20 protein-coding genes are annotated in these 26,157 nt (G+C 55.1%); 10 read left to right on the top strand and 10 right to left on the bottom strand.

The features are described 5' to 3' along the window. Positions 1-7 precede the first annotated feature (7 nt). From F552_RS0109585 to yoaA, 9 genes are all read right to left on the bottom strand, one after another. Positions 8-1,213 (bottom strand): amidohydrolase family protein, encoded by a 1,206-nt coding sequence (locus tag F552_RS0109585; RefSeq protein ID WP_026182571.1) that lies wholly within the window; start codon positions 1,211-1,213, stop codon positions 8-10. A gap of 87 nt (positions 1,214-1,300) precedes the next feature. Then, positions 1,301-1,738: a DUF6691 family protein gene (locus tag F552_RS0109580; RefSeq protein ID WP_018151521.1), complete on the bottom strand. Its 438-nt coding sequence runs from the start codon at positions 1,736-1,738 to the stop codon at positions 1,301-1,303. A gap of 22 nt (positions 1,739-1,760) precedes the next feature. Then, positions 1,761-2,198, bottom strand: a complete 438-nt coding sequence (locus F552_RS0109575; protein ID WP_018151520.1) for a YeeE/YedE family protein — start codon at positions 2,196-2,198, stop codon at positions 1,761-1,763. A 116-nt stretch (positions 2,199-2,314) separates the two neighbouring features. Then, complete coding sequence (gene recD / locus F552_RS19000) at positions 2,315-4,195, bottom strand: exodeoxyribonuclease V subunit alpha (protein WP_018151519.1); 1,881 nt, start codon at positions 4,193-4,195, stop codon at positions 2,315-2,317. Then, entirely contained in the window at positions 4,192-7,764 is a 3,573-nt protein-coding gene (gene recB / locus F552_RS0109565) for an exodeoxyribonuclease V subunit beta (protein ID WP_018151518.1), read from the bottom strand. Before recB ends, recD begins: the two co-directional genes overlap by 4 nt. Continuing rightward, the gene (gene recC / locus F552_RS18995; RefSeq protein WP_018151517.1) at positions 7,761-11,054 is read right to left on the bottom strand and encodes an exodeoxyribonuclease V subunit gamma; all 3,294 of its coding nucleotides are present in this window, start codon (positions 11,052-11,054) and stop codon (positions 7,761-7,763) included. Before recC ends, recB begins: the two co-directional genes overlap by 4 nt. A gap of 115 nt (positions 11,055-11,169) precedes the next feature. Continuing rightward, positions 11,170-11,358 carry a hypothetical protein gene (locus F552_RS0109555; protein WP_026182569.1) on the bottom strand — a complete coding sequence of 63 codons (189 nt, stop codon included), beginning with the start codon at positions 11,356-11,358 and terminating at the stop codon, positions 11,170-11,172. Between the two features lie 206 nt (positions 11,359-11,564). Continuing rightward, positions 11,565-11,765 (bottom strand): hypothetical protein, encoded by a 201-nt coding sequence (locus F552_RS0109550; protein WP_018151515.1) that lies wholly within the window; start codon positions 11,763-11,765, stop codon positions 11,565-11,567. 130 nt (positions 11,766-11,895) lie between these two features. Next, positions 11,896-13,830, bottom strand: a complete 1,935-nt coding sequence (gene yoaA / locus F552_RS0109545; RefSeq protein WP_211208256.1) for a DNA repair helicase YoaA — start codon at positions 13,828-13,830, stop codon at positions 11,896-11,898. 106 nt (positions 13,831-13,936) lie between these two features. Here yoaA and F552_RS0109540 point away from each other — a divergent pair, with 106 nt between their 5' ends. The 10 genes from F552_RS0109540 to folE2 all read left to right on the top strand — a co-directional run bounded on the left by F552_RS0109540 (position 13,937) and on the right by folE2 (position 25,398). Next, positions 13,937-14,641 carry a 4'-phosphopantetheinyl transferase family protein gene (locus tag F552_RS0109540; protein WP_083917469.1) on the top strand — a complete coding sequence of 235 codons (705 nt, stop codon included), beginning with the start codon at positions 13,937-13,939 and terminating at the stop codon, positions 14,639-14,641. Between the two features lie 210 nt (positions 14,642-14,851). Next, a complete protein-coding gene (locus tag F552_RS0109535; protein ID WP_018151512.1) occupies positions 14,852-15,652 on the top strand; it encodes a TIGR00266 family protein in 801 nt (266 codons plus the stop codon). Between the two features lie 212 nt (positions 15,653-15,864). Next, complete coding sequence (locus tag F552_RS0109525; protein ID WP_018151510.1) at positions 15,865-16,995, top strand: M48 family metallopeptidase; 1,131 nt, start codon at positions 15,865-15,867, stop codon at positions 16,993-16,995. A 3-nt stretch (positions 16,996-16,998) separates the two neighbouring features. After that, positions 16,999-17,517: a L,D-transpeptidase gene (locus F552_RS0109520; RefSeq protein WP_018151509.1), complete on the top strand. Its 519-nt coding sequence runs from the start codon at positions 16,999-17,001 to the stop codon at positions 17,515-17,517. Positions 17,518-17,585: 68 nt separating this feature from the next. Continuing rightward, positions 17,586-18,491, top strand: coding sequence for a patatin-like phospholipase family protein (locus F552_RS0109515; protein WP_018151508.1), 906 nt, complete (start codon positions 17,586-17,588; stop codon positions 18,489-18,491). Positions 18,492-18,572: 81 nt separating this feature from the next. Next, positions 18,573-21,398 (top strand): excinuclease ABC subunit UvrA, encoded by a 2,826-nt coding sequence (gene uvrA, locus F552_RS0109510; protein ID WP_018151507.1) that lies wholly within the window; start codon positions 18,573-18,575, stop codon positions 21,396-21,398. A 48-nt stretch (positions 21,399-21,446) separates the two neighbouring features. Beyond that, positions 21,447-21,680, top strand: coding sequence for an exodeoxyribonuclease VII small subunit (locus F552_RS0109505; RefSeq protein WP_018151506.1), 234 nt, complete (start codon positions 21,447-21,449; stop codon positions 21,678-21,680). Next, positions 21,667-22,575 (top strand): polyprenyl synthetase family protein, encoded by a 909-nt coding sequence (locus F552_RS0109500; protein WP_018151505.1) that lies wholly within the window; start codon positions 21,667-21,669, stop codon positions 22,573-22,575. The genes F552_RS0109505 and F552_RS0109500 overlap by 14 nt, the downstream gene beginning before the upstream one ends. Positions 22,576-22,583: 8 nt before the next feature. After that, positions 22,584-24,443 (top strand): 1-deoxy-D-xylulose-5-phosphate synthase, encoded by a 1,860-nt coding sequence (dxs, locus tag F552_RS0109495; RefSeq protein WP_018151504.1) that lies wholly within the window; start codon positions 22,584-22,586, stop codon positions 24,441-24,443. A gap of 154 nt (positions 24,444-24,597) precedes the next feature. Next, positions 24,598-25,398, top strand: a complete 801-nt coding sequence (folE2, locus tag F552_RS0109490) for a GTP cyclohydrolase FolE2 (protein WP_018151503.1) — start codon at positions 24,598-24,600, stop codon at positions 25,396-25,398. A gap of 97 nt (positions 25,399-25,495) precedes the next feature. On the opposite strand, the gene F552_RS18990 is transcribed toward folE2, so the two are convergent. After that, positions 25,496-26,056 (bottom strand): C40 family peptidase, encoded by a 561-nt coding sequence (locus F552_RS18990; RefSeq protein WP_018151502.1) that lies wholly within the window; start codon positions 26,054-26,056, stop codon positions 25,496-25,498. Positions 26,057-26,157: the final 101 nt, after the last annotated feature.

Raw genomic sequence — 26,157 nt, 5'->3', positions numbered from 1 at the left:
CGCGTGCTTAACGGTCAAGCCGGCTATGCAACAGTTGCCCGCCTTTGGCAATCACCCTGCCCGCCTTGATGACTGTCCGTGTCGCCGGGCGTGTGGCTACTACCTCTGCCAGCGTCTCGCCGGGCATTAGCAGGAAGTCAGCCGGACTCCCCACCTGCAAACCCGGATCGGATAATCCTAATGCCTTGGCACCATGACGGGTAGCTGCCGTGAAGGCGGCTTGAAGGTCTTCATCTTTCCGGGCATCAAAGCGCATGGCCAGAAAAGCGGCGCGTTCCAGCATATCGCCATTCCCGAAGGGGGACCAGGCATCCCGAATGCCGTCAGACCCCAGGCAGACATTCACGCCTGCGGCTGTTAGCAGTGCAAATGGCGGAGCCTCGATGTCGGCAGGCGCAGTGGTCATGATGGAAATCTGCAGTGCGGCCAAACGGTCTGCCAACGCTTGCAAGGCCGTCCAGTGACGCGTCCCCAGACAAAAAGCGTGGCTGATCATGACGCGACCCTGACGCTGATAGCGCTCGGTAAAATCGGCAATGCGCTCAATTTCCCACAGCCCAAGCTCGCCGGCATCATGCAGGTGAATATCAACCCCTGTGTCTGCGCTGGCAGCCAGTTCAAAAATGCTCGTCAGATGCGCAATCGGGTCGCGGTCGATGCCGCACGGGTCCAGCCCGCCGACCACATCCAGGCCTTTGGCAAGGGCTTCTGCCATCATCTCGGCCACACCAGGCTGGATGATTAGTCCGCGCTGGGGAAAAGCAACATACTGAATATGAGCCCAGTCCTGGTATTTATCCCGAACAGCCAGCATGTCTTCAACGTGCTGCATACCCAGCAAAGGGTCGATATCCACATGGCAACGAAACGTGAGAGAGCCTTTGGCAATGCAGTGCTCCAGCAAGGAAGCCGCACGCATGCTCACCGGCGTAGTCAGCCCGAGCAGGATTCGCTTTTCATTGTCGATACGGGATTGCAGGTTCGGACCAGCGCTATGGGGGAGCCATGGCAAACCCCACAGTGTTTTATCCAGATGAATGTGGCTTTCCACAAATGGGAGCGTCAGGATCTGATGCTCGCCATCGATGTCTGGTGACGTTACCGGTGTCTGGCTGGCGGCACGGTACGCGGAAATCAATCCGTTCTCTATCCGGATATCCTGCAGCTTGCCTGCATCAGGCCGGATATTTCTAAGCCAGTAAGCTTGATTCATCCAGAGCACCTCGGTCTAAGTCGTACATCAGACAAACGTCCGGTTATGCTAGCACCCGCTAACGGGCTGGAGATACCCGTAACAGCATCAGTGCTGGTCTGTCGGCTTGTGCAGTACGAACCGGGAAAACAGTTCAAATATCGCCATACCCGCCAGCATGGCCAACAGAAAGCTAAGCCCTTGAGACAGATGAAAGGCCGGCAACAGCAGGGCTGGACCCGGGCAAATACCGGTCAGCCCCCAACCGGTGCCAAACAGCAGACTACCCAACAGCAGGCCACGGTCTACATGTCGGGCCGCAGGGATGGACAACACATCACCCAAAATCGATTTGCCACGGCGTTTGGCCAGAAAATACCCGATACTTGCCACCGGAATGGCGCCTCCCATCACCAGCATGAGCGACGGGTCCCACACCCCGGCTAAATCCAGAAACGCCTGCACTTTAGTCGGATTGGCCATGCCGGCAATGATGAGACCCAATCCAAACAGGATACCGGTCAGAAATGCTACCAGAAAACGCATATTGATTACCTTTGGTTCAGACTCAGACACCACCCAGAATGTGCCGGACGACAAATACGGTGACAAAACCAGCCAGCATGAAACACAGGGTCGCCAGAATTGAACGGCCAGAGAATCTGGCAATGCCGCATACGCCGTGCCCACTGGTACAGCCGTATCCCAGCCGGGTACCAAAGCCAACCAGCAAGCCACCGATGATCAGGGCCTTGTCTGACACCAGCACACTGGAAGCCGGCAAGGCATGAAACAGCCGATACACCAGAGGCGACACAATCAGCCCAAGCACAAAGCACAATAGCCACGCACGGCCTGTAGTAGATGGCTTGAGCAGATTGCCCAATATGCCGCTGATGCCAGCAATACGGCCGTTAAACAGTAACAGCAATGTCGCCGCCAGCCCGATCAGCAATCCACCGAACAAAGACGCCAGCGGACTGAAATGCAATCCATCTATCTGCATATGTTGTACATCCCTTTTGTAGCACCATTTTACAGGTGCAGAGGTTAGCATAAACCGCGGCCCCAACTGAGGGCTTTGTATCATGACCCACACAGCGCGACGGCTAGATGAACCGCTTACATTGTTTCTGTGTCGCCCTGAAGTCGCGCTACCAGCCCGGACATCCGTTCTGCATGCTGCAAAATGGCCTCTTGCACCAATGACGGTTTACCCCACAGGCTGACGTGGGTTTTGGCACGCGTTACCGCGGTATACAGCAAGGCACGGCTCAACAGCGGTGTTGGTTTATCTGGCAATACAATGGCCGTATGGTCAAACTCGGACCCCTGGCTTTTGTGCACGGTCATCGCCCAGGCGGCTTGCCAGGCTGGCAGACGGCTTGGTGCCACACTGCGCCAGCCGTGGTCTGGTGCAGGAAACCAGGCTCTTGTCTGCCCTTGGGCATCAGGCAATATCAGGCCAATATCTCCGTTGTACAGATTCAGGCTGTAATCATTGCTGGAGACCATGATGGCCAGTCCGGTAAACAAGCCGCTCTGCGTGGTTTGTCCGGGTTTGATCCAGTGCCGTAACTGGAAACGTCTTTCCAGTGCACGGTTGATGCCACTGGCACCGAATGCCCCGTCTTTCAGAACCGTCAGAATCCGGAAAGCATCAAACGCAGCAAAGGCATCGGCAGGCGTATCCTGCTGCGGATTGTAATGGCGGATCACCTCGAAATACGCTGCATAGGCATCGGTCAGGGCATCCAGCATCTCTTCCGGTGTCGCCTGATCCACCCATTGCAACTGGGCATTTTCCGCAAATGCCTGGCTGACCACGTCCGGTTGCTGTTGCAAGATGCCGCGTGCCAGCGTGCCGATACCTGCCTCGCTGGCAAACCGGTAGCTATGGGTCAGCAGCTGCAAATGCTCGGACAACGGATGGTGCGGGTGTTGATGCTGCTGACTGAGTTCTGTCTGGGTAAAGTTATCTGACCTTTGCTGTGTCGCGACAAGGCGTGTGGCCGGCAGATCAAAGCCCGTCAGAGCGGACAAGCGCTCTGCCATGGGCACGCTGCGCGTCTGTCTGGCGCACAGGTCGGCAAATACACTGCCGGCCTCGACAGAGCTTAACTGCTCTTTATCCCCCAGCAGAATCAGCCTGGCATTCGGCGGTAATGCGTCCACCAGCCGGTACATCATGCCCAGATCAATCATGGAAGCCTCGTCCACCACCAATACATCCAGTGCCAGCGGGTGCTGGCGGTGATGCTGGAAACCGCTGCCCTGCCCTGTAGGAACCAGCAACCGGTGCAAGGTTTCTGCCGTTGTCGGCAATGAGGGTATGACGGCCGCAAAATGTTGCTGCTGTGCCTCTGTTAGTTTGGCTTGGGCATGCCGCAATCCTTCTGCCATACGGGCTGCCGCCTTACCGGTAGGCGCGGCCAGACGAATGCGCAAAGGTTGTTTCTGGCTGGCCTGCAAGACCAGCAACAACCGCAATACGGTACTGGTTTTACCCGTGCCGGGGCCGCCAGAAATAATGGTGACATTGGACACACATGCAGCCGCGGCGGCCACTTTTTGCCAATCCGGCTGTTGCGCAGAAGCAGGGAACAAGATGTCCAGATCCCGTTTCAGCGCCTCTTCATCGGGCACCGTCACCGGAATGGCCAAGCGCTGTTGCAGACTGGTCGCCAGCTGCGACTCAAAAAACCAGTAGCGGGCCAGATACAACAAGCGGCCATCCAGTATCAGTGGCGTAAACTCGCCCGGTAGCCCGACCAGCCGGCTTGCAGACGATACGGCCTGCCGGGCAATGGCATATTCTTCGGCGTCCAGTGTCAGGCAGACATGCCCGGCCTGAATGGCCGCGACCAGTCTTTGTACCAATCCATGCAGATCATTGGCCTCAACTGCAGCCAGCCGGAACAAGGCATCCGCCAGCTGCGTACCCAACATGTCGCCGGACGAGATAGCTGTTGCATGGTCAGATTTCATCAGGGTGGTTGTCATGGACGCCCTCCAAACAGGGCATCAAGTCCCTCGATTAATGCTTTCACAGGCCGGTCATGATACACCCCGCAGCCAGGTAAACCGGTAGCCGTGCCCCGCAAGAACAGATAACGTACGCCGCCCATGTGCTGGTCGTAATCGTAATCGGCAATCCGTTGCTTGAGATACCGGTGCAGTGCCAGGGTATAGATCAGGTATTGCAGGTAATAATGCTCGGCTGCAATGGCCTCAGTCAGATACGGCTCCTGATAATGGGCCGGTGTATTACCCAGCCAGTTAGACTTGTAATCCACCACATAAAACTTGCCGTTGATGCGACACACCAGATCCATGAAACCTTTCATGTACCCATGGCTGGTGGCGGCATCCAGTTGTCTGGCGGCCTGCTGGCAGGCAACCGGGACCGCCATGTCCGGCTGCGTCAGCAAATCGGCCAGTCTGGTAAGCGGAAAAGCCGGTTGCGGGAAGGTAAACTCCAGTTCTACCAGTCTTTCCGCATTGCTGACGTGCCGCAAACCATGTCCTGCGGCGTCCAGTGGCTGGGCCAGAGTGTGATTCAGCATGTCCCGCAGCACCGGCAACCAATGCTCGCCGTAGCCGTTGTCAGTCAGCAGTGTCTTTATCAACTGGTCCTGGGCATCGCCGGGGGGCTGGGTAAAGTCGGTTTCTTCAAACAGGGAATGCAAGAAAGTCCCGGGGCGCGCCCCGCGCGGGAAATCAAACATGCCATAGGTGGCTGGCGCCTCTTCTGCCGGCGCATCAGGCAACAACGGCATGGCATCATGGTCTGGCAATTCCAGCGCGTAATGGCTGACATGACGGGTCATGGCGGTAAAACTGCTCATGTACCAGCTGCTGCGCAACGTACGGCCAAACTGACGTGCAGACAATGTTTGCGGGGCAATCTCCTGACGCAACACGGCAGACGGGCTGATCTGTACAGGTTGCGCACTGAACAGCATGGGATGCGCTTCACACAATTGCATGACAGCGGCCATGACCGTGCCGGGCGTCTGTTTTTTCAGGGCATCCACATGCAGGGCAAAACGCTGGGCTGGCGTCATGCCGTGGTCTGCCGCGTCTTGCGGGTGCAATAACCAACCAAGTGCAGCGGTTTCCTGATCCTTGCAGGCCCCCCAGGTCAGGTAGCAGCGATGCTTGGCCCGCGTTAATGCCACGTACAGCAAACGCAGCTTTTCGGCAAACTGCTCTAGCCGTACCTGTTCCTTGATGGTTTCATCCGCATCCAGATACAGGGTCGGCTGACCTGCCGGGTTACGGCAAGCCAGTAAGCTGCCCGGTTTGGTCAGGGCACCATCCCAGGCAAACGGGCAAAACACAATCGGGTATTCCAGCCCTTTACTGGCATGGATGGTCACAATCCGGACACGGTGTGCATCGCTTTCCAGACGGATCTGGGTTTCTTCCTGATGCCCGCCATTTTCTTGGCACTGGGTGGCATACCATTGGTACAACGGGTCCATGCCGTGGCAACTGACACTCTCTGTCTGGATCAGCTCCAGCAGATGCAGCAGGTTGGTCAGCCGACGTTCACCATCGGCATACGCCAATAATCGGGCGGGCAGGTTTTCTTCATCCAGCCACAAGCGTGCCATGGGCATGAAGCCTTTGTTTTTCCAGAGCTCGTGATACCGGCCGAACTGGGCCAGTCTGGCTTCCCAGGCGACTTCTAGCTGTTTTTCGGCAAACAAGGCTTCGCCACTTAAACCAAACAACTCTGTCGTCAGTGCGGCGCTGACAGTTTTCTCGCTGGCTGGGGACAAAATGGCCGCCAGCACGGTCGCCAGTTGCATGGCCTCCGGGCTATTGAATACGCTGTCCGTGGCTTGCTGGACGGCTGCCACGCCCCGGGCTTGCAAAGCCTGCATCATTTGCCGTCCCTGGCGATGGCTGGGCACCAGAATTGCCATATCGCCACCATTGAGCGGCCGGCCTTTCAGGCTGGCTTCTGCCTGCGGCAGGTTCAGCAACCGGACAATTTCACTGGCACATCCCTCGGCTGCCCATTCGTTGGCTTTTTCTTTGCTGATGGGTTTGTCATCCCCATTGTCAGGCAACAGGCTAATGCACATAGGGGCCAAACCATCCCCCACCTGCAAGGCAGACGCCCCTTCCTGCTTCGCATCCACCGGGTCAAAATGAATCCCGTCAAAGGCAAACGGCACCTGCGGTCGCTCGAACAAGGCATTGACGGCCTTCACCAGCAAATGGTCAGAACGCTGGTTTACGCCCAGCGTGTGTTGCGCACGGGTATCCCGGCGCGCGTCCAGATAGGTAAAGATATCCGCTCCGCGGAAGCTGTAAATGGCCTGCTTGGGGTCGCCCACCAGATACACGGGCAAACCGCTGCTGCCATACAGGGCGTTGAATATCTGGTACTGCACCGGGTCGGTATCCTGAAACTCGTCGATCAGTGCCGCCTTGAACTGATCGTTCACCCGCCGGACCAATGCCGCGGCAGCCGGGCCTTGCAAGGCCTCTGCCAGCCGGTTCAGGAGGTCATCAAACGACAATACGCCGCGACTGGCCTTGCGCTGCGGCAGCAGGGTATTACAGGTTTGCAACAGTTCGCCCAACCAGGCTTTATAGGTATTCTCAAGACCGCTGCCAAGCTGGCTTCTGGTCACCAGCAATTGCGCCATGGCATCAAAAAAGGCATGTACCGGCGGCGTCTGCCCTTTTTTGGTCGCTTTCTCCAGGGCTTCCGGTGTGAACTTGACTGCTTCCTTGAATAACGGCGCGGCATGTGCAGCTTCCGGAGCCAGATAAGTATCCATCCGGCTCAGCCAGTCTGCGATGTTCGCGGCCTTGTAGCTGGTTTTGCTGAGGCCATCGCTGTTCATCAGTTTGGCTATGTCTTCCCCATGATTCAGCCATAACGGTCTGGCCGTCAGATAGGCCTGCTCGAACTGTGACCATAACGCAGGCAGATCATCCACTGGCACACCGGCCAGCTGCAAATAGGGCTTGCCGATGAATCGACCCAGCTCGTTTTGCACTTTTTGCGGGGTATATTCGTGGCTGGCCAGCCAATCCATCAGGGCCGGATGACCATCTGCCACCCAGTTGCGCCAGGCGTCTGCCACGACCTCAAACAGCAAGGCGTGGTCATCGGCCAGCAACTCCTGCTCAAATGGCACACCCGCCTCCAGCGCCGCATCCGTCAGCACCCGCTGGCAAAAACCGTGAATGGTGTAAATGGCGGCATGGTCAAAACCACGAATGGCAAACTCCACCTGCTGCAACGCTGCGTTACGTTGCGGCTGCGTCTGGTAGTCCTGCAGCAAGGCCTGCCCAAATACGTCGTCAGACGTCCCGGTGGCAAGCCAGGTTCTGACATCCACCAGCCGCTGGCGCAACCGGTCGCGCAATTCTGCGGTAGCAGCTTTGGTATAAGTCACTACCAGTATCTGCTCGACCGACAACTTGCCTTCCAGCAGCAAGCGTACAAACAGGCCGGAAATTGTCCAGGTTTTCCCGGTACCGGCACTGGCCTCGATCAGTTGCAGGTCGTGCAGCGGAAAATCAAACAAGGCGGGGCGGCTCATGCATCCCCTCCTGCTTTCACGGTGGTAATCTGACGGTGGGCAAACATCTGGGTCAACAAGGTTTGGGCCCAATGGGTAAATTCTTCATCCAGGGGATCTTGTCCGCGGTAAACGGTCTCGTAATACGGGTTCTCGCACTCGCCCCTATGAAACGCATTGTGCCGGTTTGCGGGTACATCCCAGGCCTGATGCGCGGCTTTCAGACCATCGTGCTCGATTTGCTCGGCCGATAACCAGGCATGGGATGACTTGATAAAGAAAGGCAGCGGATAACAGGCGGCAAAATGAAACGCATTGGCCAGCTCGTTCAAAACCTCCAGCGGCTGTTCTACCACGGCAAATTGCAGGCATTGGGTTTTATCATCGTCGCTGAGCGCCAGCCACTGGCTTTGCAGGGCGATGCCGGCAGGTTTGGCCGCACATAGCACCACATGTTGCACCCATAGGGCAAACTCGTGCCATGGTCGCAACTTGTCCGCCTTGGCCCCCCATAATCCCTCGCGGGTCAGCCGGACATCATGCAAGCCCCCCAGCAAACCCGTCAGTCGTCCGCTCGCCAGTTCAATCTCAATCGGCAGACGGTCCGGCAATGCAGGCGGTAACTGCCCCAGTTGCGACAAAAAGCCCGCCAGTGCGGTTTTTTCCTGATCAAACAGGGCATGGCCCAATGCGCCGGCCGGCAAAACGCCACTGGCTTTTACCAGACGTTCATCGTCTTTCCCGGTTTGCCATGCGTATTGCCGGGCAACTGCCATCCCCTCCCTCACCGACTGGCGAGACACCCAGTCCAGTGCAAACGGTTCCACCTGCTCGGCTTGCGGCTCATCCAGTCCCAACCTTACCCCCATCCGTTTTTGCAACAAATAGCGGGATGGATTACGAAAGCAGCTTAACCAGTCCATCAATTGATGCGGAGGGAGTTCAACCGTCGGCAGGGGCTGTTGCATCCACAGATGGCTCACCAGCTGCCCCTGCCCGGCGATTTCGCCTGCGCGGGCAAAGGGTGCAGCATAACTGACGATTCGCTCATCCGCAGAGAAATAGCGGCTATCAAACGGCTGCAAGGGATGATGAATCACCAGTCCATTCAACCAGTCAGTGGCCGGCTGGCAAGTCTGGCGAACCACATCCAGACACTCTGCCAGCAACGGCGAAGGCGGTAAAACCGAGCCGTCACGGATGCTCGTTCCCACATAACTCATGTAGAGCGTATGCCGCGCCGACAAGATGGCCTCCAGAAACAGGTAACGGTCATCAAAGCGGCGATACCGATCCCCCCGGCGATAATGCCGGTGCATCAGGTCAAACGAATGCGGTTGCAGCTGACGCGGGAAATCACCATCGTTCAAGCCCAACAGGCACAAAACCTGAAACGGCAGGCTGCGCATCGGCACCATGGCGCAGAAGGTCACGCCGCCCGACAAAAACCCGGTCGATCCATACGCTTGCTTCCAGCCCTGCTCCAGCCAGCGTCGTACCCAGGCTAACGGTATCTGCCCCGCAAACCGGGCCAGCTCGGTATCTTCACGCAGCCGGGTAAAGCAATCCCGCACGGGCTGCAGCGCCGCCTCGTCATCCGTATCCGGTAAAAAGAAGTCTTCCAGCAGCGCGTGCAGCCGCTGTACCCAGGTCGCCGCATCGGTGGCATGCTGCATGGTGCCAGTCAAGTCAAACAGCGCATCCAGCAGCTTTGTCAGGCCAGCCAGCATGCTGGCCCTGCTGCCTTCGGCCACTTCGCATGGCAGCGTGTCCTGCCACAGGGGTAATACCGATCCGGCCAGCTGCACCGGCAGTGCCACGCCCAGCAGCATGCGGTCCAGCCCCTGCCGCCAGGTGTGGGCATCGTCTTCAGGCAGTCCCAATTGACGTTTATGGGTGGCATCCCTGCCCCATCGGATACCGGCTTCAATGACCCATTCCCGCAATACCGGCAAATCATGTGCGGCCAAACCAAACCGGCGCGCTAACGGCTCGCTTTCCAGCAGCGCCAATACCTCGTTGACCTCAAAGCGGGAGTCCACCAAGGCCAGAATCTGACTCACCACCTGAACCAGCGGTTGCTCGCTGTTCAGGGCCCGGTCAGCAATTCCGTAGGGAATGTAGGGCACGCCTTCCCGCTCGGCAAATACGGCATCAATCAAGGGGGCATACGTTTCAATATTCGGCATCAGCACAGCTACGTCAGCTGGCTGCAAATCCGGGTAACGGTCAAACAGACGCAACAACTGGTCGTGCAATACCTCCAGCTCTCGCATCGGGCTATGGCAGACGTGCACCTGCAAAGAATCATCCGCGTCATCGGGGGCAAATGATCCGTTCGGCACTTGTAATGCCAACAAGTCATTCTGGACTTGCGCCAGCACAGTGGTGCCATCGGCAGGCGTAAACAGGTCGGTCAGCTCTGCGCTATGGCGTTCAATCAGCAGGTCCATGAAATCCCGCCCCTGTCGCCCCAGCGAAGCCAACAAGGGATGATCCACATCCACATACCAGTCTTCCGGCCCCGCCGGGCCAGACTCTCCCAGCAATAAATCTAGCTGGGGCTTGGTTGCAGATTGCTTGCCAATATGCCCCCAGGGGACTTCGCACGGGTTGAGCACAAACAAGGCCACATCCAGATAGTCAGACAAGCGGTGCAGGATTTCTACATACACGGGCGGCATGGCACTCATGCCAAACAGGACAACACGCTCGGGCAGGTGATCAGGTCGCTCCCCCCGCTTGAGTGCTGCAAACAGGTTATCCAGCATCCGCACCCGGTGCGGGGCCAGATTTTCATTGGCCAACCGCAGCCAGAGTGGCTGCTGCCAATGCTCATCCTCACCCAGCCCCAGTTTACGGCCCGATTCCCAAGCCTCAATCCAGTCAGGCCGGTACATCAGGTACTGGTCAAAGGTATCCGCAATCTTGTCAGAGAGTTCAAACCGGCGCACCGGGTCCTGGCCCGCTACATAGGCAGCCAATGCCGGGTGCTGCATCAGAAATGCATCATCCGCCAGAATATCGGCAATTCGCCACGCCATCACATCCGGTGTAAAGCCAGACCTTGCCGGCAAAGCCGGGTCCAGACTACGGAACAACTGCCAGATAAACGTAGCCGGCAGCTGAAAATTCATGTTGGAGCAGACACCTGTTTTTTCCGCCAGCTTGAGCGTAATCCACCGTCCCATCCCTTTACTCTGAACCACCACGACTTCTTGAGTAAAAGGAGAGGATAACGGCTGCCGGACCACGGCCAGCAAGAGTTCAAACAGGGTTTCCAGTCGATTGGATTGGTAGAGATATAGCATGCGGCAAGTAAACCCGAAATGACGCCATTTGTCATCCCGGAATCACAAAACAAAACGCCGTAACATCTCTGCTACGGCGTCTTTTAATCTGGTTTAACCCAGAAACTCACCCTGCTTATTTAGAAGCAGCTTTCTCTGCATGTTTTTTCATTACTTTTTTATGCATAGGTTTTTTGTGCATTGGTTTTTTGTGCATTTTATGCACGCCAGAAGCAGGTGTTTCAGGTTTTTTGGTGTCAGCAGCAAAAGCAACACCAGAAGTCAGGAAAGAAGCAGCAACCAACATGGATAGCAAAGTTTTCATGGTAATCATCTCCAGTAAAAGCAATAAAACAACAAGATTGTCTTTTTAACGCCTTCAGAGCAATTATCTCTCTGACACTTACAATAACGCCCTATCAAATGATCAGTTGACACGATTAATTAAAAAATTTAAATGCGCTTCAAAACCTGCAAATAAAAAAGCCGCTTGCAATCACAAGCGGCTTTTCTGCACAGCTAAGTAATTAATTACTTAGAAGCTGCTTTTTCAGCTTTTTTAGCTTTAGCTTTTTTTGCTTTTTTAGCAGCAGAAGCTGGCGCTTCTTTCTTGGCTTTTTTCTCTACTTTTTTAGCAGCAGAAGCTGGAGCTTCTTTTTTAGCATCAGCAGCGTAAGCAACGCCAGTAGTCAGGAAAGCAGCAGCCAACAGAGCAGACAACAGTTTAGTCATGATTCAATTCTTTCAAAATTAATTAAGTACAAAATTTCATCTTGCTTTCAGGGAGAGCTCCCCCTGACACACTCAATAACGGGTCATATACAGCTTGGTTGACACATCAGACACAAATTTTTTAATTTTTTTACAGGTTTTCTGTTTTTAACGATAAAAACTCACACGCCGTCAGCACTTCGCGGGTGCGTTTCATCGGTGGCAAGCTACGCCAGATACGTTTTCCGTAAGGCTTATCGACCAGCCTCGGGTCGCAAATCATCAACACGCCCCGGTCGGTTTCGGTACGGATCAAGCGCCCGGCACCCTGTTTCAGGGTAATCACGGCATGCGGCAACTGGTAACTGATAAACGGACTGATACCTTTCTTCTGCAAGTGCTCGATACGGGCCGCCAATACCGGGTCATCCGGAGCGGCAAACGGTAAGCGGTCAATCACCACCAGGCGCAAGGCATCTCCGGGCACATCCACGCCCTCCCAGAAGCTCTGGCTGGCCACCAGAATGGCATTAGGCGTCGCACGAAACTTGTCCAGCAATTCGGTTCTGGATGCTTCACCTTGCAGCAACAACGGAAATTTGAGCCCAGCCCCCGCCAATCGTATCGACAACAGTTCGTGCGCCTCCCGCATGGCCCGCAGGCTGGTAAACAGCAAAAAGGCACCGCCACTGCTGGCCTTGACTAAGGGGAAGGCGGCATCCACCACTGCCCGGGTATACGCGGGCGAATTTGGCTCAGGCATATCCTGAGGTACATACAGCAATGCCTGCTCGGGGTAATTAAACGGGCTTTCCCAGCTTTGGCATTCGGCCTCATACAGGCCCATCTCATTACAATAATGGGTAAAGTCGCCACCCACAGACAGCGTGGCCGAGGCAAAAACCCAGCTTCGCACACCGGTTTTAAGCTGCCGGCTGAACTGCTGGGCAATGGATAATGGTGTACTGTGCAATTGCATGCCAGAGGGAGACAACTCCAGCCAGCGGATTAACGACGTTTCTTCCGCATTCTGCCAGGCCTCAAACAACACCAGCAGTTCGGCTGCCCGCTCCGTACAACGCTTGAGTTCATCGGCCCGGTTTTGCTGGGTATCCAGCAGGTCACGCAGCGTTTTCAACGCCTCGTTGACGATCACCAGCTGCTCCACAAACGCCTGGTTCTGCTGCGCCTCGGTATAGGCAAAGCGGGCCACATCCTGCTTAAAGGTCAAGCGCATGTCACGCACAGATTTTTCCAGCGCCTGTGCAGCCTCTGGCAAGGCAGAAAAATCCCTGGCGTGCAGCATGGATTCCAGCCGGGTATCTCTTGCCAGCTCAATCAGTTGGCTTGCAGCCACCGTTTCACCAAAGAAGACAGTCGCCACATCCGGTAACTGGTGCGCCTCATCAAATACAATGGTATTACAGGCAGGTAGCAACTCGGCCACCCCTTCATCCTTTAACGCCACATCGGCAAAAAAGAGGTGATGATTCACCACCACCACATCCGCCTGCATCGCCTCGCGCCGGGCGCGCACCACAAAACAGTTCTCGTAGTCGTCACACTCCTGCCCCAGGCAATTGTCCCGGGTAGAGGTTACCTGCTGCCAGACCGTGGCCTGCTCTGGCACACTGCCCAGCTCGCCTTTGTCACCCGTCATGGATTTTTCGGCAAAACGGATAATCTTGGGTAAATGGGCAGCATCTTCCTTGCTGGCAAAACGGCCATCTTCCACCGACCGCTTCAGGTGATGATGGCAGACATAGTTGCTACGGCCTTTAAGTAGTGCAATCTTGGCCGGTAATTTCAGCGCATTGCGTACTGCAGGCAAATCCCGCAGGTACAACTGGTCTTGCAGGGTTTTGGTGCCTGTCGAAATCAGCACCTTGCCGCCAGAACGAAGCGCCGGCACCAGATACGCAAGCGTCTTGCCAGTCCCCGTGCCCGCCTCTGTCACCAGACAGCGGTTATCCCGGATGGCAGACTCGATCGCGGTGGCCATTTCCAGCTGCTGCTGACGCACCCTGAACCCCGGCATCGCTTGTGCCAACGGGCCAGAATCTGCAAAAACTTCGTCTAAAGTCACCAGCAACTCCATCAACAGGCAAAAATACAGCGTATAACGCGCATCTAGATTGGATAAAATCGGCAATTAGCGGTACGCTACAGGTCAACATACCCGCTACAGCACCATGCCACACAACACGCTATTATCGCCACTTCTGCACGCATTAGCCACCCCGATGGATCACCTTGCCCGTGTCTGGCAGGTAGACTTGCAAGCGGCAGAACCCTGCGTACCTTTGTTACTACCCGCGCTACCGGCTGCTGAGCAAGCACGCGCCAACGGCATGAAGCACCAAGGTACCCGACACGCCTTCATTGCCATGAGAGCAGCCTTACGCCACTTGCTGGCCAGCCATTATCTGAATGAGCCAGCCGCAGACATCCGTATTATGCTGACGGATCAGGGCAAACCGGTTCTGCCTGATCACGGCACGCTCTACTTTAATGTATCGCATAGCCATGATTACGGCGTGATCGGTATATCCTCGCAAATGGACATTGGTGTGGATATAGAAAAGTGCAATGCCAAGCGTTCGTTACAAGGCATTGTGGACCAGTTTTTTTCCACCCCGGAACAAGCCTGTTTTCAACAATACCCGACGGCAGAAACCTTTTACCGCATCTGGACCGGCAAAGAAGCCGTACTGAAAGCATGGGGCACCGGCTTAAGCCAGCATATGGACAAAATTGCCACGCTACCGACGGACGATAGGGAATATGTGCTTCAGTCAGCTTTGCCACAAGCAGCCCATACCCTGCTAACCCCATTACCCGCACCACCCGGGTACGCCGGGGCCATGGCCCTTTGGCAGACGGACTACCAGCAGTGACCGAACAGCTTTACGCCATGCCAAATGACTGAAAATGAACGCACTGCTACTTGCAATGTCCATATCAGCCTATATAGTTACTAATTGACGCATATCTGGCGCCTCAAAAGTGGCGACAGATGTTGACCGGTATTGACCCAGCACACGTCTTGAACGATTCATCAAGGTTAATCTGTTTTTATATTGAACGCATTACGGGAGATTCACACCATGGCCATGGATGTCATTGATTACAAAATCGTTGGCAACGATATGCAATACGTCGAAATCGAGCTAGACCCGCAAGAAGCCGCCGTGGGTGAAGCCGGCACCATGATGTACATGGAAGACGGCATCACCATGGACACGGTCTTTGGAGATGGCTCCGACCAGCAGAAAGGCTTGTTCGGCAAACTCATGGGGGCCGGCAAACGGCTGCTCAGCGGTGAGTCTCTGTTCACCACCGTTTTCGTCAATCAGGGCCAAGGCAAAAAGCATGTTGCATTTGCAGCCCCCTATCCTGGCCATATAGTGCCTATCAACCTGCCCGATGTTGGCGGTACCCTGATCTGCCAGAAAGATTCATTCCTGTGCGCAGCCAAGGGCGTCTCACTCGGGATTGCCTTCCAGCGCAAACTGGGTGCCGGCTTCTTTGGCGGCGAAGGCTTTATCATGCAAAAACTGGACGGTGACGGCATGGCCTTTGTCCACGCGGGCGGTACGGTATGCCAGAAAGTGCTGGCTCCTGGTGAAGTACTACGTCTGGACACCGGCTGCCTGGTCGCCATGGAGGCTACCGTAGATTTCGATATCGAATACGTCGGTAAACTCAAAAGTGCCCTGTTCTCCGGCGAAGGCCTGTTCTTTGCCACTTTACGGGGTCCGGGACGTGTGTGGCTGCAGTCCTTGCCACTGTCGCGCATGGCTGACCGCATTGTATCGGCCTCCCGCTTTGCCCAGGGTGGCGGTGGACGCGAAGAAGGCTCATTGTTAGGCGGGCTGGGCGGGTTACTGGACGGAGATAATAATTAATTATTCGCCATCTCGCGGCGCTTTGGCATAAAACCACAGTGCCAGACAGAAAGCGGTGCGCAGACGGGCTGGTAAGCATATAATCATCAGCCGTCTGTGCATGCCCATGCAGTACAAGACACATAAGACAACATATTCATCAGGATGCGGCAACCACCATCCTGAAAATGCAAAAGCGGCATTTACCAAGTTCACCAGAAAAGGAATTCTTCATGCGTCGCACCGCCAGCCTGACTGCCCACAGTTTTGTTGCGCAATGCTTTGGACCTGACAAAGCCAAGGGGGAAGACGTGCTGGTCGAACTGGTACCGGGTTCACTGGTTATCTGTCTGGCTGACGGCGTCCGACAGGCCGTGCCACTGACCACCGTCAAGTTGTCCAAAGGCGGCTTTAACCAGACACAATGGCACTTCACCTGGAAACAGGATGGCGCAAACTGGAGCGTGGTACTGAGTGATACCGCCGCCCAGCAAAAACTGATCGCCAAGCCCCCCATCGGGCTCGAAAACCAGCTGGCTGAACTGCAAACCAGCCAACGCAAAGGTCGCTGGCTGTCCCGCCTGGGCTGGACCATCGTCACACTGGTCGTGTTGCTGCCCATCGCCCTGCTGGGCATTTTCTGGTGGCAGGCCGATAAAATCGCCAATTGGGGCATCGAGCGGATTTCTACAGAACAGGAAGCCACCTTGGGTGCGTCGATTTTCGAAGCACAAAAACCGGGTCTCAAACTGGTTGAACAACCACAGCTTCAGGCAGCGCTGGAATCCATCGGCAGTCAGCTAACCGCAGGCTCTACTTACCAGTACCGCTGGTTCATTAACCAGGACCCGACGATCAATGCGTTCGCCGTCCCGGGTGGGATTGTGGTCGTCAATACCGGCCTGATCAAAGCCAGTGACAGTCCGGAAGAACTGGCTGGCGTACTGGCACACGAAGTTCAGCACGTTGAACAGCGTCACAGCCTGAAAGGCATGGTCAAAGGTCTTGGCCTGCAAGCCCTGATGGAATTTGCGCTAGGCGACTACAGCGGTACCCTGACTGCCCAAATGGCCAAAGATCTGGGCGAACTGCGTTTTTCACGCGATCAGGAAAGAGAAGCGGATGAAAAAGGCTTTGACCTGCTCCTGAAAAACCACATTCAGCCCAAAGGCATGGTTAGCATGTTTGAAAAGCTACAAAAAGAAACCAGAGCAAACACGGTTAATCTGTTCTCCTCGCATCCGGATACGGCAGAGCGTGTCGCCAGTCTGAAGCAGCGCCTGGCGGCCCTGAGTATCAATCCCAAAGATTACCCGGCACTCAATACCGACTGGGCCAAACTGAAGACCAGCTTACCCAAATAAGCCATGACGCCAATACCCCGCCCCATCTCAGATGTCGCAATCCGGATCCTGCTCGACGAGCAGGTTCTGGAACTAATCTCTGCAGATGGCACTCTCATCCGGAGTTTTCAGGTATCGACAGCGGCCAAGGGGGCAGGCGAACAGATGGGCAGTTACCAGACACCAAGAGGCAAGCATCGTATCCGGGCCAAAATCGGTGCAGGCATGCCGGACAATACCGTTTTCGTCGGACGTCGCCCCACAGGCGAGATTTTTGACGATGCGCTCGACCAGGCCCACCCGAACAGGGACTGGATTCTGACACGCATCCTGTGGCTCTGCGGGGAAGAACCCGGCTTTAACCGCTTCGGCACGGTCGATACCCAAAGAAGATACATTTATATCCATGGCACGCCAGAACGTGTAGATATCCTTCAGCCCGGCTCGCACGGTTGCATCCGCATGCGGAACCAAGACCTGATTACCTTGTTCGATCTGGTACCAGCCGGCTGTAAGGTCGACATCCTCGAGCACCGGCCCTGAAAACGCCGCGAGCACGTAAGACGACATCTGCTTGCGGCCTGCTCCAGTTACCCATTGAATTGATCCACATGACACCTACGTTTATCCGCCGCTTGCTATTGCCAGTCTTTGCTGCCTTGTTGGCAGCCTGCAGCACGCCACCAGTCAAAAACCCGGCCTCGCCACAAGTCGTTGCCCCCAAACCCGTCATCAAACCCAAGGCCCCTGTAAAAATTGCCCTGGTGCTGGGTGGTGGCGCAGCCAGAGGCTTCGCCCATGTTGGGGTGATCAAAATGCTGGAAGCCAATGGCATCAAACCCGACATGGTGGTTGGTACCAGTGCCGGTAGCGTGGTCGGGGCTTTGTATGCAGCGGGTTATAACGGCTTTGAGTTGCAAAAAATGGCCTTTGAACTGGATGAATCCAATGTCAGTGACTGGAGCCTGCCCAATCGGGGCATCGTCAAAGGTCAGGCCTTGCAGGACTATGTCAACAAAGCTGTTCGCAATCAGCCCATCGAAAAACTGAAACTCCCCTTCGGCGCAGTAGCCACCAACCTGACGCTAGGCAAATCCGTTCTCTTTCAGCGTGGCAACACAGGCCAGGCCGTCCGGGCATCCAGCAGTGTGCCCGGCGTATTCCAGCCCGTCACGATCAATGGTGAGGACTATGTCGATGGCGGCGTCATCAGTCAGGTGCCCATCCGCTACGCCAAACAGATGGGGGCCGGTTTTACCATTGCCATCGATGTCTCCGGCAAGCCAGGCAAATCTCAGGCCACATCCACCAAGGAAGTCTTGCTCAAGTCACTCTCCATCATGAGCAAAACCCTGCGTGAGCAAGAACTGAAAGAAGCAGACATCCTGATTTCCCCCAACGTTGGCGACATTGCCCCAGACGACTTTGACAGTAAAAACCGGGCCATTCTGGAGGGCGAACAAGCCGCCATAAAACTGATGCCGCTGATCAAGAAAAAACTTGCTGCGCTGCATTAATTTCGCGGGTTTCGATTGGGTTATAGGTCAAAGTCCGGTATATTAGCGGATTGATCTTTCCGGGCTTTACACAGGCAATTCATGACCGAATACATACGTATCCGCGGCGCACGTACGCACAACCTGAAAAACATCAATCTGGATATTCCACGCCACCAACTGGTAGTGGTTACCGGTTTGTCTGGCTCAGGCAAATCGTCGCTTGCATTTGATACGCTTTATGCCGAAGGCCAGCGCCGCTACGTAGAATCGCTGTCTGCCTATGCCCGCCAGTTCCTGCAACTGATGGAAAAACCCGATGTCGATCTGATTGAAGGCCTCTCACCCGCCATCTCGATCGAACAAAAAGCTACCAGCCACAACCCGCGCTCTACCGTTGGTACGGTCACCGAGATTCATGACTACCTGCGCTTGCTGTTTGCCCGCGTGGGAGACCCTTACTGCCCTGAACACAACCAGCCACTCAGTTCGCAAACCGTATCGCAGATGGTAGACCATGTGCTGGCCCTGCCAGAAGATACCAAACTGATGATTCTGGCCCCTGTGGTCATTGGCCGAAAAGGTGAACAAGTCGAACTGTTCGACGAACTGCGCGCCCAAGGGTTTGTCCGGGTCCGCGTCAATGGCGAAGTCTGTGATCTCGACAGCGTCCCCAAACTGGATAAAAACAAGAAACACACGGTAGAAGTCGTTGTTGACCGCCTGAAAATCAGCGCAGAACACAAACAGCGCCTGGCCGAATCATTCGAAACCGCCCTGCGTCATGCCGATGGTCGCGCCATTGCGGTCGAAATGGACTCCGACAAAGAACACTGGTTCTCTGCCAAGTTTGCCTGCCCGGTTTGTTCTTACAGCCTGCCAGAACTGGAACCTCGCCTGTTCTCGTTCAATAATCCGGCGGGTGCCTGTCCAAAATGTGACGGTCTGGGCCAGATTACCTTTTTTGACCCCAAACGCGTCGTTGCCTTCCCGCACCTGAGTCTGGCCGCTGGCGCCATCAAAGGCTGGGACAAGCGCAACCAGTTTTATTTCCAGATGCTGGAAAGCCTGGGTACGCATTACGGTTTTGACGTGGATGCCGCCTTCGAGACGCTGCCAGAAAACATCCAGCAGATTGTGCTCTATGGTTCCGGCAAAACCAGCATCGCCTTCCGCTACATGAGCGAGCGCGGCACCATGTTCATGCGCGAGCATCCGTTTGAAGGGATTATCCCCAATCTGGAACGCCGCTACCGTGAAACCGATTCTTCAGCCGTGCGCGAAGAACTAACCAAATATCAGAACAACCAGCCCTGCCCGTCATGCCATGGCACCCGCCTGCGTGTCGAAGCGCGTAATGTCCGGGTGGCAGGCAAAAACCTGCATGAAGTCAGTAGCCTGCCGCTGCGTGAAGCTTATGCTCACTTCAGCACCCTGATGTTTGAAGGCCAGAAACAAGCCATTGCCGAGAAAATCGTCAAGGAAATTTCAGAGCGACTGGGCTTCCTCAATAATGTGGGGCTCGATTACCTGAACCTGAACCGCTCTGCAGACACGCTATCTGGTGGTGAAGCCCAACGGATTCGTCTTGCCTCACAGATTGGCTCCGGTCTGACCGGCGTGATGTATGTACTGGATGAGCCTTCCATCGGCCTGCATCAGCGCGACAATGACCGCCTGCTGGGCACGCTCAAGCGCCTGCGAGACCTGGGCAACTCCGTGATTGTCGTCGAGCACGATGAAGATGCCATCCGCGCAGCGGATTACGTCGTGGATATCGGCCCGGGCGCGGGCGTACACGGTGGCAATGTGCTGGTTGCCGGCACGCCAGAGGAAGTTCGTCAGGCAGAAAACTCGCTTACCGGTCAATACCTGTCAGGTAAAAAGCGGATTCTGGTTCCTGAAAAACGCATCAGTCCAGACCCGGAGAAAATGCTGCTGCTGACAGGTGCCACCGGTAACAACCTGAAAAACGCAACACTGACATTACCCGTCGGGCTACTAACCTGTGTGACCGGCGTGTCCGGTTCCGGCAAATCCACCCTGATCAACGACACGCTCTATCACGCGGTTGCCCGTCACCTGTATGGCAGCAACGAAGAACCGGCGCCTTACGAGCACATCGAAGGCTTGGGTTTCTTTGACAAAGTCATTAATGTGGATCAAAGTCCTATTGGACGTACGCCACGCTCCAATCCGGCCACCTATACAGGGCTGTTTACCCCTATTCGTGACCTGTTTGCAGGCGTGCCTGAAGCCCGTTCCCGAGGGTATGGCCCAGGCCGTTTCTCGTTTAACGTCAAGGGCGGTCGCTGTGAGGCGTGTCAGGGGGATGGCGTCCTGAAAGTGGAAATGCACTTCCTGCCGGATGTTTATGTCGAATGCGACGTTTGCCATGGCAAACGTTACAACCGCGAAACACTGGAAGTTCGCTATAAAACCAAAAACATCTTTGAAGTACTGGAAATGACGGTAGAAAGCGCGGCCGAGTTCTTCAGCGCCGTGCCAACCATTGCCAGAAAACTGCAAACCTTGCTGGATGTCGGCTTGGGTTACATCAAGCTTGGTCAAAGTGCCACTACCCTGTCGGGCGGTGAGGCACAGCGGGTGAAACTGTCACTCGAACTGTCCAAGCGGGACACTGGCCGGACGCTGTACATTCTGGACGAACCAACCACAGGCCTTCACTTTCATGACATCGAACTACTGCTGAAAGTAGTTCACAGATTGCGCGACCACGGCAATACCGTGGTGATTATCGAACATAATCTGGACGTGATCAAAACCGCAGACTGGCTGATTGACCTGGGGCCTGAAGGTGGTGCCGGTGGTGGCAGAATTCTGGCAGAAGGCACACCTGAACAAATCGCAGCCCATCCGGACAGCCATACCGGCTACTACCTCAAGCCGCTGCTAGAGGCAAAATAATTGGCAATACACGTTTCACACCAAGAGAAATAAAGAAAAGAGCCAGACATGGCAAAAGCAAAAAGCACACAAAGTTTTGAAGAAGCACTGGCAGAGCTGGAAAGTATTGTCGCGCAAATGGAAAGCGGGCAATTGCCACTGGAAGCTTCCCTGAGCACTTACGGGCGCGGTACCGAACTGCTCAAGTACTGCCAGGGCCTGCTGAGTGAGGCACAGCAAAAAGTGCAAATTCTGACCGATAACCAGTTACAGCCTCTGGAAACCAGCGATGACAGCGAATGATTTACCATTCGCCGCCTGGGCGAAAGAACTGCAAGACCGCATGGAGCTGGTGCTGGGAAACCAGCTCCCCACGGCCCAACACATCCCCGCACGCCTGCATGAATCCATGCGTTATGCCACACTCGGCGGCGGCAAGCGGGTACGCCCGCTGCTGACATTTGCTGCGGCAGAGCTGGTCAACGGTCAGCCCGATACCGTCGGCATCGTTGCCGCCAGCCTGGAAATGATCCACGCATACTCGCTGGTGCACGATGACTTGCCCGCCATGGACAATGACGTATTACGCCGGGGCAAACCCACCTGTCACATTGCGTTTGATGAAGCCACCGCACTATTGGCGGGCGATGCCCTGCAAACACAAGCCTTCATTTTACTGACCCGCCTGCCGCTGTCGGCCGCGCAGTCCATCATGCAAGTCAAACTGCTGGCTGAAGCCAGTGGCTCCGCCGGCATGGCGGGTGGTCAGGCCATTGACCTTGCCAGCGTTGGCAAACCGCTCACTCTGCCCGAGCTGGAACAGATGCACATCATGAAGACCGGTGCCTTGATCCGTGCTGCAGTTCGTATGGGGGCTCACTGCGAGCCTGATGCACAATCGGCACTAGACGAGCACGCGCATGCCCAGCTGGATAAATATGCGCAAAAGATAGGCCTGGCATTCCAGGTCGTCGACGACATTCTGGATGTCGAGGCTGACAGCACCACACTGGGCAAAACTGCCGGTAAAGATGCTGCGGCAGATAAACCAACCTATGTCAGCCTGATGGGGCTGAGCGATGCCAAGAAAATGGCCCGGGAGCTTCATGCAGAAGCCCATGACGCGCTGGTCGGTTTTGGTGACAAAGCCCGGCGACTAAAAGAACTTGCAGACTATATTGTCTTGCGCACATATTGAGCAATCCCATGTACGACCTGTTAGATCAAATCAATAGCCCAGACGATGTCCGTGCCCTGTCGCGCAAGCAGCTACCTCAGCTTGCCCAAGAGCTTCGGGACTTTGTTGTCGAATCCGTCAGCCAGACAGGCGGGCACTTTGCCAGCAATCTGGGCTGTGTGGAGCTAACCATTGCGCTTCACTATGTCTTCAAGACGCCGTATGACCGCCTGGTATGGGATGTGGGCCATCAAACCTACCCGCACAAGATTCTGACCGGCCGTAAACATCGCATGCCAACCTTAAGGCAGCGCCATGGCCTGGCCGGCTTCCCCAAGCGGGAAGAAAGTGAATACGACACCTTCGGTGTCGGGCACTCCAGCACCTCCATTTCTGCCGCACAAGGCATGGCAGAAGCTGCCCGGCTGTCCGGTGAAGACCGCAAAGCCGTTGCCATTATCGGTGATGGCGCCATGACAGCCGGCATGGCGTTTGAAGCCCTCAATAATGCAGGCGGCCGGGATACGGATCTGCTGGTCATCCTGAACGATAACGACATGTCCATCTCGCCAAACGTGGGTGGGCTCAACTCGTACCTGGCCAAACTGATGAGCGGCAAATTCTATGCAGCCTTCAAGAACACGACCGGAAAAGTGCTGGATGTCGCTCCTCCACTGAAAGAACTGGCCCGAAAAGGGGAAGAACACGTCAAAGGCTTCTTTACCCCTTCTACGCTGTTTGAAGCATTCGGTTTTAATTATATCGGCCCGATCGACGGCCATGATCTGGATGCACTCATCCCGACGCTACAAAACATTCGTGCGCTTAAAGGCCCGCAGTTTCTGCATATCGTGACCAAAAAAGGCCAAGGCTACAAACTGGCCGAGAACGATCCGGTAGCCTACCACGGTGTCAGCAAGTTCGACCCTGCCAATGGCTTGGCCAGCGGCAAAGCACCGGCCAAACAAACCTACACGCAGGTCTTCAGTGACTGGTTGTGCGACATGGCAGCCCAAGACGAACAACTGGTTGGTATCACCCCCGCCATGCGGGAGGGTTCTGGGCTGGTCGCCTTTGAGCAAGCCTTCCCGGAGCGTTACTTTGATGTCGGCATTGCCGAACAGCACGCCCTCACCTTTGCAGCCGGACTGGCATGCGAAGGCAAAAAACCGGTGGTGGCCATTTACTCCACGTTCTTGCAACGTGCCTATGACCAGCTGATTCACGATATCGCACTACAAGATCTGGACGTCACCTTCGCCATTGACCGCGCAGGTCTGGTTGGTGCGGACGGCCCTACCCATGCCGGTGCATTTGATCTCTCCTTTATGCGCTGCATCCCGGGAATTAGCATTCTGGCCCCAAGCAACGAAGCCGAATGCCGGCAGATGCTCACAACTGCTTATTTGCACAAGGGCACAACCGCTGTTCGTTACCCAAGAGGAACCGGCCCTGGCCGTACACCGGAAGCCCATCTGGAACCACTGCCATGGGGCAAAGGTGAGATTGTACGTAACGGGCAAAAAGTGGCCATTCTGGCATTTGGCAGTATGGTGGCACCCGCGCTGGAAGCCGCAGAAACACTGAATGCCACTGTCGCCAACATGCGCTTCGTCAAACCACTGGATATCGAGCTGATCACCTCGCTTGCCGATACCCATGACGTCATCGTCACCGTTGAAGAAAACGTCATTGCCGGCGGTGCAGGCAGCGCTGTACTGGAAGCGTTAGTCGCATCCAGACGCCAGAAAGCCGTTTTACTGCTAGGCCTGCCGGACCAATATGTAGAACATGGTGATCATGCCAAGCTGCTTGCCGAATGCGGCCTGGATGCCAAAGGTATCGCAGAACAGATCCAGACTTTTATCTTGCCAGTGGATAATCTTTAGGATCAAAATGCATCTAATAGTCTGAAGCTATCAGTCCGTTAGGAATATTTAATCGTGCTCATGTAGTTGGCACTGTAAAATAAGCAATACCCGATAAGTTTACTCAAGTATTGATACCCGTTATACTTGAGAAAAATACTCAACAAGGACAGTCATGAACGCCAGCGTTTCCGCGCCTATTGAAGATGTACAAAGCAGTCTGGACACCCGCAATATTGCCATCAATAAAGTGGGGATCAAAGCCATCCGTCACCCGGTCAAACTGGCTGACAAAGCTGGCGGTATCCAGCATAGCATTGCCACCTTCAATATGTATGTGCACCTGCCACAGCACTTCAAAGGGACACACATGTCCCGTTTTGTGCAAATCCTCAATAGCCGCGAGCGAGAAATTTCTGTCGAGAATTTCGAGCCGATGCTGCGTGAGATGGTAGAGAAGCTGGAAGCCGAGTCTGGCTACATCGAAATGCACTTCCCGTACTTCGTCAACAAGAAAGCGCCTATTTCAGGCGTCGAAAGTCTGCTGGATTACGATGTTACCTTCATCGGCGAAGTAAAGAACGGCGAGTTCAACTTCACCATCAAGGTACTGGTCCCCGTCACCAGCCTGTGCCCTTGTTCCAAAAAGATCTCTGATTATGGTGCCCATAACCAGCGTTCACATGTCACGGTCAGTGCTCGTACCAACACCACCGTGTGGATAGAAGACATTATCGACATTGTGGAAGCGCAAGCCTCTTGCCAGCTGTACGGCCTGTTGAAGCGTCCGGACGAGAAGTTTGTCACCGAGCGTGCCTACGACAATCCAAAGTTCGTGGAGGACATGGTGAGGGACGTTGCAGCCCAGCTGAACGCAGAACCCAGAATTGATGCATACGTGGTCGAATCGGAAAACTTCGAGTCGATCCACAACCATTCCGCCTATGCACTGATCGAGTTCGACAAAACCGTCTAGGACGTTTGCTCGACCTGCTCATCACAAAAAACAAAACCCGCCTAAAGCGGGTTTTGTTTTTTCATTAAGGCTGAATCCGGGGGCGGGAAAACCAGGCCTACTGCTTGATGGATGCAATCCTTCTGGCCCCATTAAACCGGGTTTTCCAGTAAGAATCGCGCATATCCACCACCTGGACCGACTGGCCAGTTCTTGGAGAATGAATGAACTTGCCGTTGCCCATATAAATGCCAACATGGGAAAAAGCACGCTTCATGGTATTGAAAAAGACCAGGTCTCCTGGCTGCAACTCATCCCGGCTGACATTCTTGCCAAGGTTGCTAATCTCTGCCGCGCTACGGGGCAACGCAATGCCTAGCGACTGGCTGAACACATAACGTACAAAACCGCTGCAATCAAACCCTGTATCTGGCGTATTGCCGCCAAAACGGTATTTGATGCCGATGAGAGACAGTGCACCAGTCAGCAACTCGTCAGAGTTTAATTGCCCGGCCTTGTTATCACTCGTCTCTGTAGAACTACCGTCTGTGCTTGAGTCCTGCTGCATGGCAGGCATGACCTTATTGAAGATCAATTGGCTCAGCGGATCTTCATCCGCCAATGCAGTACCGAAAGCCAATAATAAACAAGCACTTAGTGTAATGACATTTTTTTTCATGCAAGCACTTTAAAGGACATCGATCAGTCTGTAAAGGCCGCGTGCACCGTATGGTCAATATTTTGCACATAAAGGCGTCAACACAACAACTTGCCGCACAC

This window comes from Leeia oryzae DSM 17879, from assembly GCF_000376945.1.
GTDB classification, from domain to species: domain Bacteria; phylum Pseudomonadota; class Gammaproteobacteria; order Burkholderiales; family Leeiaceae; genus Leeia; species Leeia oryzae.
This window is presented reverse-complemented; position numbering and strand designations above follow the sequence as displayed.